General features: G+C 49.4%; 9 protein-coding genes. 5 read left to right on the plus strand and 4 right to left on the minus strand.

Annotated elements, in window-relative coordinates; all coding sequences use genetic code 11:
- The first annotated feature begins 16 nt into the window (after positions 1-16).
- Together car and ACVWZ0_RS14090 are read left to right on the plus strand one after the other, a co-directional pair.
- Entirely contained in the window at positions 17-3,400 is a 3,384-nt protein-coding gene (gene car, locus ACVWZ0_RS14085) for a carboxylic acid reductase (protein WP_253460400.1), read from the plus strand.
- 1,298 nt (positions 3,401-4,698) lie between these two features.
- Positions 4,699-5,253 carry a UPF0149 family protein gene (locus tag ACVWZ0_RS14090; RefSeq protein ID WP_253460397.1) on the plus strand — a complete coding sequence of 185 codons (555 nt, stop codon included), beginning with the start codon at positions 4,699-4,701 and terminating at the stop codon, positions 5,251-5,253.
- A 90-nt stretch (positions 5,254-5,343) separates the two neighbouring features.
- On the opposite strand, the gene ACVWZ0_RS14095 is transcribed toward ACVWZ0_RS14090, so the two are convergent.
- Positions 5,344-5,514, minus strand: coding sequence for a hypothetical protein (locus tag ACVWZ0_RS14095; RefSeq protein ID WP_253460394.1), 171 nt, complete (start codon positions 5,512-5,514; stop codon positions 5,344-5,346).
- Between the two features lie 171 nt (positions 5,515-5,685).
- Here ACVWZ0_RS14095 and ACVWZ0_RS14100 point away from each other — a divergent pair, with 171 nt between their 5' ends.
- From ACVWZ0_RS14100 to ACVWZ0_RS14110, 3 genes are all read left to right on the plus strand, one after another.
- Positions 5,686-6,327 (plus strand): TetR family transcriptional regulator, encoded by a 642-nt coding sequence (locus ACVWZ0_RS14100; RefSeq protein ID WP_253460391.1) that lies wholly within the window; start codon positions 5,686-5,688, stop codon positions 6,325-6,327.
- A 146-nt stretch (positions 6,328-6,473) separates the two neighbouring features.
- Complete coding sequence (locus tag ACVWZ0_RS14105) at positions 6,474-7,850, plus strand: D-arabinono-1,4-lactone oxidase (RefSeq protein ID WP_253460389.1); 1,377 nt, start codon at positions 6,474-6,476, stop codon at positions 7,848-7,850.
- Positions 7,851-7,865: 15 nt separating this feature from the next.
- Positions 7,866-8,684, plus strand: a complete 819-nt coding sequence (locus ACVWZ0_RS14110; protein ID WP_253460386.1) for a glycosyltransferase family 8 protein — start codon at positions 7,866-7,868, stop codon at positions 8,682-8,684.
- Here the strand turns inward: ACVWZ0_RS14110 and phnH are convergent.
- From phnH to ACVWZ0_RS14125, 3 genes are all read right to left on the minus strand, one after another.
- On the minus strand, positions 8,681-9,238 hold the full coding sequence (gene phnH / locus ACVWZ0_RS14115; RefSeq protein ID WP_253460383.1) for a phosphonate C-P lyase system protein PhnH: 558 nt from the start codon (positions 9,236-9,238) through the stop codon (positions 8,681-8,683). The genes ACVWZ0_RS14110 and phnH overlap by 4 nt on opposite strands.
- Before the next feature lie 157 nt (positions 9,239-9,395).
- The gene (locus ACVWZ0_RS14120; RefSeq protein WP_253460380.1) at positions 9,396-9,848 is read right to left on the minus strand and encodes a lysozyme; all 453 of its coding nucleotides are present in this window, start codon (positions 9,846-9,848) and stop codon (positions 9,396-9,398) included.
- Positions 9,849-10,074: 226 nt separating this feature from the next.
- Entirely contained in the window at positions 10,075-12,753 is a 2,679-nt protein-coding gene (locus ACVWZ0_RS14125; RefSeq protein WP_253460377.1) for a lytic polysaccharide monooxygenase, read from the minus strand.
- Positions 12,754-12,827: the final 74 nt, after the last annotated feature.

Genomic DNA, 12,827 nt, shown 5'->3' on the forward strand with positions numbered 1-12,827 from the left:
ACAAAAGGAAATTAAAATGCGCCTGGCTCACGTTATAAATAAAGTATTTGAAAAATATTCAGAACTCCCTGCAATTGGCGAAAGAGATTATGAATATCAAACCGATCCACTGAATAATGCAGTTATCATGAATTTACTACCTGGATATAGGACGCAAACGTTCAAACAACTGCAAAATAGAGTTGAGACAATTGCCAGCGAGTGGCATCATCATGCAGCTTGTCCGTTAAAAGACGGTGACAGGGTTGCTATTTTAGCATTTACAAGCAGTGATTATGCGGCTATCGATATTGCCTGTACAAGACTTGGTGCCGTTTCCGTTCATTTACAAACCAGCTCCGCGAAAGGGCAGATGGAAGCCATTATACAAGAAACTGAACCGACGATTATTGCGGCCAGCATTGAATATATTGCCATTGCGGTTGAACTGGCTAAAGTAACCTCTTTAGTCAAGCGTGTGGTGGTATTTGATTACCATGAAAAGCTTAGCGCTCATGTTAATCAGGTCAGGGAGTTAAACTTAAAACTTGAAAAAGCTCAAGCTCCATTCTCGATTGAACCATTAAATAATATAATTAACGCTGCTGCTGTTTTACCCTCGGCGCCGTTCCCTGATGACACACACGACGATCCGCTGTCAATGTTGATTTACACCTCTGGCAGTACTGGGTCACCGAAAGGCGCCATTTATACCGAGCGATTAGCCTCTGGAATGTGGGGTGGGAATTGGTCGAAAATCTTCTCTGCTAAAATCGCTACAAACATTCATTACATGCCAATGAGCCACGTTGCCGGACATTCATCACTAAAAAATAACCTGGCCAGGGGGGGGATTAGCTGCTTTACGTCCAAAAGCAACTTAGCCAGCTTCTTTGATGATATTTCACTCGTGAAACCCACTGAATTATCTCTTGTTCCGCGGGTTTGTGAGATGATTTATCAGCAGTATCATAGCGAATTGATTAAACGCAAATTGGCAGGAGATGACCGTAAGGGCATTGAGTCAGATTTAAAAGAGCACATGCGAACTACACTTTTGGGGGGAAGAATTGAATGGGCAGGCTGCGCGTCGGCACCACTATCTAAAGATTTATATGTCTTTATTGAATCAGTACTTAAAATAAAACTGCATAATATTTATGGCTCTACGGAGGCTGGTGTCATTTGGGTTGATAATAAGTTGCTAAGCCCGCCAATCAGTGACTATAAAATTATAGATGTACCTGAACTGGGATACTTTACCACCGATTTACCACACCCGCGCGGAGAATTAATACTAAAAACAAAATCAATCATTCCAGGGTATTACAATCAAGTTGAATTAAATAAAGAATTATTCGACCAGGACGGCTATTATGTTACAGGAGATATAGTAGAAGAAATTGGGCATCAACATCTACAATTTATCGATCGTAGAAAAAATGTTATTAAACTCTCGCAGGGAGAATTCGTCGCTATTTCTAACCTTGAGGTTATATTTAGCGCCAGCCCATTGATTCGACAGATATTTATACATGCCAGAAGCGAGTGGTCAAGCTTACTAGCTGTTATTGTTCCCACAGATGATATTTTGAATAAATATAAACATAGTGACCGGGAATTAAAAAAATCATTAAGAGAATCGATGCGGAAAATTGCAAAAGATTACAATTTAAGACCTTACGAAATTCCAAGAGATTTTGTTATTGAGTTAGTCCCATTTAGCCAATTCAATGGCTTACTTTCTGAACATGGGAAACCAATGTGGCCAAAATTAAGAGAGTATTACCACACCACACTTAATAAATTGTATGAAAAGCTGTCTGATAATGAACTCAATGGATTATTCAATATTTATAAGGTGAAAGATCAGCAAAGCACGCTTGAAACGGTTATGCAGATAGCAAACAACATGGTTGGCGATATTGAAGGCGCAAATATCGAGCCCTCTGCTAATTTCAGAGATATTGGTGGCGACTCCTTGTCAGCCGTCAATTTCTCTCTGACCTTAGAAGAAGTTTTTGATATTAATATGCCTATAGATAAAATTGTTGGCCCGCTCTATTCCTTAAATGACATAGCCAAATACATTGATTTTAGACATGACCACAATAGCACCCGGCCTGATTTTTCCACTATACACGGTGTCGCGCCTACAGAGGTCTATGCTGGCCAATTAACGTTGAACAAGTTTATCGATAAAACGATATTGGAACAGTCAAGCCATTTTAACATAAAAAGAAAGACTACAAAAAAAATTCTTCTGACGGGTGCCAGTGGCTATTTAGGTCGCTTTATTTGCCTGAAACTGATGGAAGATTTAAGTCAAGTAAATGGCGAGTTAGTTTGTATCGTACGCGGCAAAGATATTCATTCCGCAAGACAGAGACTGGAAAGCGCCTTTGGTGCACCTGATGGCGTATTAGCCGGACATTTTAGGTCACTTGCTGATAAATGCCTTATTGTGATCGCTGGTGATATTTCAGAACCACGGCTTGGCTTGGATGACGAATCATGGGAATATCTATCAGATGAAATTGATACCATTTATCATATTGGTGCTTTAGTTAATCATGTGCTGCCCTATAGCCGTCTTTTTAATGCTAATATTTCAGGCACCGTTGAACTTATTGAACTTGCATTGTCAAAACATATAAAAAAAATAGTTTTCATGTCAAGTATTGCTGTTGGGGCTCAGACACAGTTAGATGAATATACCGACATTAGAACTGACATTCCCTATCAAAAGATCACCAGTGACTATGCCAGTGGCTATGCTATCAGCAAATGGGCTGGAGAAATCTTGTTAAAAGAGGCACATGACGCCTACGGCCTCCCAATAACAATATTCAGATCAAGCATGATCCTGGCGCACAGTCACTATGAAAGGCAACTTAATGCGACTGATATGTTTACCCGGCTCGTTGCTAGTATTATCAATACCGGTATTGCACCAAGCTCTTTTTATCAACCTTATGAGGAACTCATGCCTCATTATGATGGCTTACCAGTAGATTTTACGGCATCCTCTATTGTGGCTTTAGCGAACCATAATGCGGACAGATATATTACATATAATCTGGTTAATCCACATCATGATGGTATTTCTCTGGACACTGTCATTAACTGGTTAATCCAATGGGGTATAAATATTAAGAAAATTGTTAATTATGATGACTGGCTGAAGGAGTTTGAAGCAGCAATGAGTACTCTACCTGATACTTTGAAAACACAGTCATACCTTCCTCTATTATACGGAATTAAAAAGCCACAAGATGTTATTTCTGGTTCGATTATCCCCTCGCACCGATTTTCAAGCACACTTAAAGAGTTATCACTTGACATTCCATCCATTACGCCTGCACTAATCAGAAAGTATATTTTTGATTTACGGCAGTTGGGAATGATACCTGAGAAATAGCAAGTTATTTGGCATGATTGCAAAGATCTAGCCATTAATAATTCAGCGCTGAATGCGTGGCATAAATTTATTCAAAGGCCGTCATTTTACCCAAAACATTATTTTGTGGACGGTTCGCAGGTTATACCAATATGGCATCAGCTATCGTGTACTGCCGTAAATGCTGGCTTAACGTAGCGTGGATGTCGAGCAATTAACACGTTATATCTGGGCTCAGCATTAGCACAGGAGACGGAAAGGCGATTACGCTGATATCGGCGTGAGCCTTCCGTTTTCTGCTCCTACATCTCTTAATGAAAAGTACATAAAAGGTCAACGGCAGGTGGGCTTACCTATATCATGCCGTCAGTATCAGAGACATAAACATTGATTCTTTACTCATACTGAAATAGTAAAGCGGTATCGCTTTACCGGAATACTCCTTAATAACACGAAAAGCGGTCAAATAAAGCGGCTTACCAATATCGACAAATCTCCTACCTACGGGGCGTATTGAAGGATGAAGTAAAACGCCACCGGATGTGGAGTACAGGCAGTTCAAATAATATAACGACGTTAGCGAATTCATTCAAGAAAAACCTGAAATGAACAATCAATGCCACGTTGGGATTGAAATTGATAAAGACTACTTACGCCATCATTAAATATTAATGGTAATAGAAGTAACGCAGGTGTCGCGAAAAGTACGTGCAGAATAATTTTACATTGCTAATTCTTTGGGAAATATTACTTTGGTGAACATATTTTTTGAAATATAAGGCTTTATCGTGAGGGGAAATTTTAGCTATTTTCGCATTGCAACAGATCCCTTGAGCATATCTGGATAACTATATTTTTATCAATCACAAATGAAAATTCATCCAAACCAATTTAAAAATAACCTTCATTTATTTTAAAAGCGCATGCCCTGCTCATTACCTACCAGCCTTGCTGTTTGGAGCGTCGGAGTACAGAGCTAGTGCTGCACGATAAAGGGCCTCATCTATTTATTGTGGAAATATATAAAGTGCGATAAAGGCTTTACAACTTCAACAGATTACCTCCTGCTCCCCTTCAAAAGGCGGTCTTACCTGTTGGCTTCACGTTACGCCCGCTGAAAATCCAACAACTTTAGCCGCCAAAATTTAACAAAGGCATCATACTTGCTGTCAGAGCACAGATGCGTTCACCAGTCGCTCAGATCGCGATAGCAGGACGCTTTTTTAGCGGCAGCGGGCTGACAGGATGGCTTTTTGCGCCCCTTGCATCGAGAATAGCGCCCTGAAACAGTCATTCACGGAATAAAAAGAGGTTATAACATGCAACAAGGACCCTTAACGGCTGAAGAGCTGGAATGGCTCGATAATATTCTGGCGCAGTACGGCACCGATGACGCGGTGCTTGATGCCTCAGAACTGGATGGATTGTTAACCGCCCTGCTCTCTTCGCCGGAACCTGTCTCCGACGAGCGTTTGCAGGCCATTATTTGGGGCGGCGAAAACAATCTTCCGCTTTGGAATGAAACAGACCAGCAGCGTTTCACCGAACTGGTGACGCAGCATCAGAACGATATCGCCGAGCGGCTGAAAGAGTATCCCGAGCAGTTCGAGCCGCTGTTCGGCACCAGCAGCGAGGAAGATCTGGAAGTCACTATCGTGGAAGAGTGGTGCATTGGCTATATGAAAGGCGTAGCGTTAAGCGACTGGTCGGCGCTGCCGGATCACCTTAAGCCTGCGCTCCATGCCATTGCACTACATGGCAAGGAAGAGCACTTTAGCGAGCTGGAAAAAATGACGGCGGAAGAGTTTGAGCAAAGCGTGGAGGCTATTAGTCACGCCGCGCTGGAGCTGGCCGGCAACTGGCCGCTGCACTAAAAGCGAAGACGTGCCGCGTTGCTGAAGACGCGGCACGCTAAAGCGCACAGTTCATTCCAGTAGCTGTAGCGCAGCGTCAGGCGGTAGCGATTATTTTTCACCGTAGCCCCTTGCGCGCAGCCAGCTCATCTCAAAGCCGTACAGCTGGCCGATCGGCAGCAGCGATTCACTCAGCCTTGACGGATCGATGCTCTCTTCGGGTGTAACCGATGGCGTAAACCAGCCGGAAAAGGCGGCAAAATACTTTTTCAGACGAGACATAAATTTCTCCTGCAAAGCGGATAGATGCGTTAAGCGGATTTAACCGCAGGTGCGCCTGGCAGGGAAATATCCACTTCTTCCAACCTTTCCCAAAAATCAGCTTAGGGTTTTTATGGTATTCTTGTCCGCTTCAGCCGCTCAGGCTCTGGATCACGGATTAACTGATTTGCTATGCCCGCACTTGCCAAACGAAAAAACGACCCGGAAGGGTTAAAGAAACGTATTCTTGCCGGCGCGCTGGCTACTTTTGCCGAATTTGGTTTACAGGGCGCGCGCATGGAGCAGATCGCCGACCACGCCGACACCACTAAACGTATGGTGGTCTACCACTTTACCAATAAAGAAAACCTGTACATGGCGGTGCTGGAACAGGTCTACCAGGCTATTCGCCAGCACGAAACCGAGCTGAACCTGACCGAACTGCCGCCGCAGCTGGCGATGCAAAGGCTGGCGGAAGCGAGTTTTGACTATCATCTCTCCCATCCCGACTTTATGCGCCTGGTATGCAGCGAAAACCTGATGCGCGGCCGCTATATCAGCCAGTCTGCGCGCATTAAGACGTTAAATCAGAGCGCGCTTAACGTGCTGGAAGAGATCTTAACGCGGGGCAAAGCCGACGGCGTTTTCGACCCCAACGTCAATACGGTGGACGTGCACCGCCTGATTAGCAGCATCTGTACGCATAATGTCTCTAACCGCTACACCTTCAATACGCTGTTTGGCGATAACGAAAGCGAACAGCAAAGTATTGCCCGCAATCGCCAGCTGGTAGTGGATGCCACGCTGCGCTATCTGCGGCCCGGTGCCGCATAAGGTTGTACAACTTACAAATATGTTGTACAACTTTTTTACCCTGAACCGCTGTTGTTCCAGGGTGATTCAGCTACGCTTACTGAGGTTAACCCCTTTAGTTCGTCCCGCATTTTATCTATTGAAAGGCCTCACGCCAGGAGTTGCCAATGGCAAGCGAAAATTCCGGTTACCCACGCCGTAAGCCGGATGCCGAAGAAGGCAAAATAATGAACTGGGCGCAGAACGCGACGCTGGCCGACAGCCACGCCGTCAGCGCCCCCAAAACGGAAGAAGAGCTGTGCCGCCTGATTGCTGCCAGCCGCGGTAAAATCCGCGTAATGGGCAATAAAATGTCGCCTGGCCGCGTGCTGAAACTGGCCGCCGCAGGCGATACGCTGCTGGATTTGCGCCATCTGCGAGGATTAATCGCGATGGATGAGAACAGCGCGACCTTTGCGGGCAGCACGCCCATGCATGAGATTTATGAAATCCTCAGCGCCGAAGGCAAAATGCTGCCCTCCTCGCCCGGTGTTATCGCCGCGCAAACGCTGGCGGGCGCGCTGGCGACCGGCACGCACGGTCAGGGTCTGCAGCAAAGCTCTATCGCCGACGAGGCGCTGAGCATTCGCATGGTGCTGGCCGACGGCACGGTGGCGGATTTCAATCGCGATCATCCGTTCTTTCACGCCGTGCAGCTGGGCGTGGGCGCGCTGGGCATTGTGACCCAGGTAACGTTGCGCACGCGATCTTCGCTGATCTACACCTGTTATAAAAATGCGGTCAGCGGCGATACCCTGGAGCAGGATATCTATGACTGGAACCATAACTATGCGCTGAGCAAAGCCTGGTGGTTCCCTAACGAAAATCAGGTGCACGTCTGGACGGCTCGCGAAGCCGATAGCGAAGAGATTGCGCAGTATCGCGCCAATAATAACGATCTGGTGAAGCAGGAACAAACCAGCGATGCGATGAACGAAACCATCGACCAGACGCTGGAACATATGCGCAGCGATACCAAAATCGTGGATGAAAACGGCAAGCCGTTCCGCACCGTCACGCGTTTTAAAGATTTCTCCGACGTAACCGGCGACGTTTACCAGGTGTTCTGTCGCGGTATCGCTACGCCGCAGATCAACGTTGAAATCGGTATTCCCATGTCGCGCGTGGGCGAGGTCATCCGTAAGATTAAAGACTGGCACAGCGAAACGCAGCCGCATATGCACTACCCGATTATCTTGCGCTGTACCGGCCCTTCCGCCAGCTGGCTCAGCCCGGCTTACGGCGTAGATACCTGTTTCTTTGGCTTTGTGGTTTATTACGCCGAAGACGGCTCGCTTTCTGAAGAGGGCGTCAGCTTTTTGCAGGCCATCGAGCGGGTGCTGGCGGCGGAAGGCGGCAGACCGCACTGGGGCAAATACTTTGACGAGTCGCTTTACCACTGGCCGGAAATTTACCCGCAGTGGCAGGCGTTTCGGCAGGTTCGCGAGACGCTGGATCCGCAGCATAAATTTGATAATGCGTTTACCGCAGCACTGTTTGATTAATTAAGGAGAATGCCAATGAAGGCATGGGCAACCCTGCTGACGCAGCCGGGCTATCTGGTGGGCGTCAGCGCGTTGAATCGCTCGCTGAAAAAAAGCGGCAGCCGCTATCCGCTGGTGGTAATGGTCACGGAAAATATCGACGCCCAAAGCCGGCAGATCCTGGAGCAGGAAGGCTGCCTGGTGCGGGAAGTGCAGCCGATCAGCCCCGACAGCAGCCTGGAGCAGCACTACGCCAACGCGCGCTTCTCCGAAGTGTGGACCAAGCTGGCCGCCTGGCAGCTGACGGAATTTAAGCGTATCGTTTTCTTAGATGCGGACATGCTGGTGGTGCAGAACATGGATGAACTCTTTGCCTTGACGCTGGCAAAAGAGAGTATCGCCGCGTGCCACGCCTGCCGCTGCAATCCTAACAAGATCCCGAGCTACCCGAAAAACTGGACGCCGGAAAACTGCTTCTATAGCTACTGCCGGGGCGTGGATCATACGGAGCAGCCTGACGAAGTGGATAATTATCTGAACGGAGGTTTTCTGGTGCTGACGCCGGATCGCGCCGTCTATGACGATATGCTGCAAAAGCTGGCGGAGGTGAAGGATTTGTCGCGCTATCTGTTTGCCGAGCAGGATTTTCTTAACGACTACTATCATCAACGCTGGCGGCCGCTGCCCTATATCTATAATGCGCTGAAAACCCTTCCCTTCCAGCACAGCGCCATGTGGCACCTGCCTGAAGTGAAGAATATTCATTACATTATCGATAAGCCGTGGGAGCGTCAGCCTAATCCTGACGATCGCTACTACTCGCTGAATAAAATGTGGTGGGAGATTGCCGGTTAACAGACCACAACGTTGGTGGTGTGCGGCAGCGCCATCATCTGATCGCCGCAGGTAAAAATCAGGTCGATCGGCTGAGGGAAAGAGTGTACCCGCTCACGCAGGTAATGCAGAACCGCTTTCGGCAGCTTTGGCGCAACGGCGCGAGACTCACGCAGGGCCGGGCCGCTTAAGCGCAGCGTCAGGCCGCCGCTTAGCGCAGGCACCTCAATAATCACGGTAGCGGGCGCGTCGCCTGGCGAAAATTCCGCAATGGCCATGTCGGAAGCGGCATGAAGCAGCGCCACCGACGCTTCCGCTTTGGCCGTGGTTCTGGCGCCAAAACGCTGTAGATTTTCCAGCATCGCCTCGTCGCCGAGCGAGCTGTCCAGCCAGAACGGCGTTTCCCGATCCACCAGCGTCATTAAAATAGCCGTTGCCGCAGGCGAAGCGTTGCCCCATACCGGGATTTGCGGCAGCGTCACTTTTACACCGGGTTCGCTTATCGCTTTCAGAATAAGGCGGAAGGCGCGCTGCGAATCGGCAAAAGAGTGGCTGAAGCTGGCAATCAAAGTCATAAATTTTCCTGTGAGATAATAGGCTGGTTGGTCGGCCCGCAGAACGGACGGCAACGGAATAGCCGTTAAGTTTTTAAGCATGGCAGAAAAAAATGACAGCGACGTTAAAAATGCGTGGCGTTCTGATGAAAATCAGACTGGGCCGTCCCGTCAGCCTTCAGCGCTGCGCATCCGGCGTCAAAAACAGCATTCTTTCGCGCTTTCTGCGCGGCAGCAGGAGATTGACCAGTTTGCCCGCTCTTTTCCACAGCAGAAAAGCCTCTGCGGCTTCCTGATAGTGTTTTTCATTCAGTTTTTTTCTGACCGTGGAATTAACGAAAGCCGTTACGCCAATATTAAAAATCAGGCTGCAAAGCGCGTCATATTGATTCTGGCTAAGCGGCACGGCGACATGCTTTGCAATAGCCTGCTCGACGACCGCTAAATCTTTGCGCAGCAGCTCGGTGGATTTTTCCGCGCTGATCATCATCTCTTTGCTGACGGCAACGCCATCGACGTGGCCGGTATGCCCTACGCCAATCGTCGCTATCCCGACCGAATCCAGATAGCCGCTCAGCTTCTCGCCCTCTTCCTCTTTAATAAAGCGGATACCTTTTTCGCTAATGTTCATTCTGCTTTCCGTTCTCTGTTTGCTGATTAACGCTGTTGCCCATATGCAGCGCTCGGCTGGCTGATTAATGACGGACAAACCGACGTGATTTTTAATACGCGCGGCTGTTAAACGGCGAAGGCGTATTAAAAATCACGCTGTAGTAGCCGTTAACGACTTAACAACGTGATTTGATTTAATTTATGTCAGGCGAACGGGCCGCGTCCCTTTGGCCCGCAAGGATAAATTAACGTGCCTGACGCCACAGGGTTTCTGCCAGACCCGGCGCCCAGTCAACGGCGTGGGCAACATGCGTCTGGATACAAACCCAGTTTTTACCTTGATGGGTAACGATATCGCCAGCGGTGTAAGATCCGCCCAGCACCCATGCCGGATACTGGCCGTTATCGCCGTTGTCGTCGTTGCCGTTGTCGTTGTCGTCGTTGCCGTTGTCGTTGTCGTCGTTGCCGTTAGCCAGAGTGGTGATGCTCAGTACGTTGCTCGGAACGGAAAGCAGATCCTGAGAATCCACAGCGGCAACAAAGTAACGGTAAGTGGTTTCTGCACGCAGGCCGCTGTCGGTATAGCTGAGCTGAGAAGCCGCCACGCGAGCGATTTCATCACCTTCGCGGTAAACGATGTAGCCGGCAATGGCGTTGCTGCCTTGAGAAGAACCCCACATCAGCGCAACGCTGTCTGCGGTCACGCCCATGCTGTGCAGCTGTGCTGGCGCAGTTGGTGGCGTGGTGGAGGCGTCAGGATTTTTAGTGGTCACGATAACAGCTTCGCTGCGAACGGATTCTCTGCCTGTAGCGCTGACCGCGCTGATGGTGTAGCGGTAAGCGGTGTTTGCCTCCAGGCCGTTATCCACAAAGCTCAGCTGGGTACCGTTGAAGATCATGTTGTTGTCACGATACAGACGGTAAGAAACGCCTGCGGTTGAAGAAGCGTTCCACGCCAGCGCAATGCTGCTGGTGGTGATATCGGTCGCGTGCAGGCTGGCTGGCACCGCAGGCGCAGTTTCGCCGCCGTTGCCGTTGCCCACGAAATCCAGATCGATAACCTGGTAGAACGCGTTACCGGTATCGGCAACTTCCCATACCGCCAGCAGCACATGATAGCCGCGACGCTGTGGCAGCTGGATTTCATGCGTGGTTGGGCCGGTCGGACGCAGCGTGGCGCCGTGGCTCCAGTAAGGCTGCTCGATAAATTCCGCTTTAAAGAACGGCGTGGATTCAAACTGCGCGCGGCTCAGCGGCTGGTTTGGATTCCAGTCTTCGCGGGTAATAAAGTAGTTATAGCGACGAGTGGTGTGAGCTGCGGTATAGGTCCAGACGAATTTCATGATTTCGCCTGGGGTTACCGTGTGTTTTTTCCAGTGGGTGCCTGGCTCATCCAGGAAGCGACCGTCGCCCTGGTTGGCGCTGGCGATTTCGCCGTCGCGTGGTGGCACAGCATTCGGGCTGTCGTCCGGCGCTACAGCGTCACGCAGACCGCTCTGCGCAGCCGGGAAGAATTTACCCGCTTCGCGCTGGTTCAGCTGACCGGCGTTCAGTTTGCCTTCCTGCCATGCAAAGAAAGCACGTGAAGCTGGCGTGGCGATATGACCATGGCGCAGTGCCGGACCGATGTTATTTGACATTGTTTTAAATTCCGTAGTGGTTTTGTTGGTGGAAATTGGCTGCCAGAGCGATGTAGCCAGCTCAGGCGTCCAGAAAAGGTTAGAGTCATGCTGCATGACGCAGATATAGTTACGTGACTGCCAGCTCACGCGGGCACCATCGATATAACGCACACCCGCGCGCCACTGTTCAAACTGCGGTTCAGGCGTTGGCTCTGGGGTTGGTTCCGGTGTTGGCTCAGGCGTTGGTTCCGGGGTTGGTTCCGGAGTAGGCTCAGGCGTTGGTTCCGGAGTTGGCGTCGGCCCAGGCACTACACCATCACCGGCCAGGTAGCCGTAGCGACGGATAAATTCCCAGTTGTAAGGCACGTTATCGCTGGTAAAACCGGCATCCCAGTTAACGGACCAGGTCATCAGACCCGCAACAGGCAGACCAGCGGCCTCAAGGCGAGCCAGGGCATTTTTCACATCCTGTGGATTAATGACATAACCGGTCGCTGCCGCATCGTTATTGGTTGGCAGGCCGATAATGAATTTTTCGCTTGGGATCTTCAGGAAATTACGGGTACCGGTGACCAGGCTTTCAGTCAGGTAATAGAGAAAATCTTCTTTAATCGCGTCGTTGCTTTGCGACACCCATTGGTTAATTTCATCAACCCAGACGCCGTCGCCGCCCTGGTTATAGAACTGTGGCGCAACGTAATCGTAGTAGCCTTCCAGGCCGATGATATAAGGGCTGTAATGGCCGCCATTGGTCAGGTAAGGGAATTCTGGCGCCATGCTGATGATGAAGTTCTTACCGAACTTGCGGTAGTGATCTTTCACCACGCGCAGCGCAGCAGGGATCACCGTCTGGTTATCGGCAGCGGTAATCGCAGACTGCTCCAGATCGATATCCAGGCCGTCAAAGCCATATTTATCGCTCAGCGCGATAATACGCTCGGCCAGCGCCACTTCGTCCCCGGCGTGCATTTCGATATGCGCATCGGCACCGCCCATGGAAATCAGAACTTTACGGCCCTGAGCCTGCACTTTCGCGATTTCGCTGCGGAATTCAGCATCCGTTCCTTTATACGGTTTGAAATCAGGGATGCGGTCGCTGTCATCCAGCACTTTCATAAAAGCGACGGCGATAATGTTATATTGCACAGGAATTTCGGACAGGGTCATTTCCGTGAAGCGGCCCTGTTTATAACCCTGAGCGCCTACGGCTGGCCAGTTGTGCCAGAAGCCCATAACGATTTTATTTTGCGCGGAGCGGTTTCCGGCAATCTGACCTGCCGATAAATTTTTAGAAGCTGGCATAATTCCTCCATATGCATCTGCCATGATGCATATTCCATTATGTAAAATGTTCTTTTTGTTATGCAGCCAGCAAG

This window comes from Erwinia sp. TECH1, from assembly GCF_054057575.1.

What these genes read in the sequence shown, in the direction of transcription:
- ACVWZ0_RS14110 (WP_253460386.1), top strand. Translation starts at nt 7,866, where the DNA reads ATGAAGGCATGGGCAACCCTGCTGACGCAGCCGGGCTATCTGGTGGGC.
- car (WP_253460400.1), top strand. Translation starts at nt 17, where the DNA reads ATGCGCCTGGCTCACGTTATAAATAAAGTATTTGAAAAATATTCAGAA.
- ACVWZ0_RS14095 (WP_253460394.1), bottom strand. Translation starts at nt 5,514, where the DNA reads ATGTCTCGTCTGAAAAAGTATTTTGCCGCCTTTTCCGGCTGGTTTACG.
- ACVWZ0_RS14105 (WP_253460389.1), top strand. Translation starts at nt 6,474, where the DNA reads ATGGCAAGCGAAAATTCCGGTTACCCACGCCGTAAGCCGGATGCCGAA.
- ACVWZ0_RS14125 (WP_253460377.1), bottom strand. Translation starts at nt 12,753, where the DNA reads ATGCCAGCTTCTAAAAATTTATCGGCAGGTCAGATTGCCGGAAACCGC.
- phnH (WP_253460383.1), bottom strand. Translation starts at nt 9,238, where the DNA reads ATGACTTTGATTGCCAGCTTCAGCCACTCTTTTGCCGATTCGCAGCGC.
- ACVWZ0_RS14120 (WP_253460380.1), bottom strand. Translation starts at nt 9,848, where the DNA reads ATGAACATTAGCGAAAAAGGTATCCGCTTTATTAAAGAGGAAGAGGGC.
- ACVWZ0_RS14090 (WP_253460397.1), top strand. Translation starts at nt 4,699, where the DNA reads ATGCAACAAGGACCCTTAACGGCTGAAGAGCTGGAATGGCTCGATAAT.
- ACVWZ0_RS14100 (WP_253460391.1), top strand. Translation starts at nt 5,686, where the DNA reads ATGCCCGCACTTGCCAAACGAAAAAACGACCCGGAAGGGTTAAAGAAA.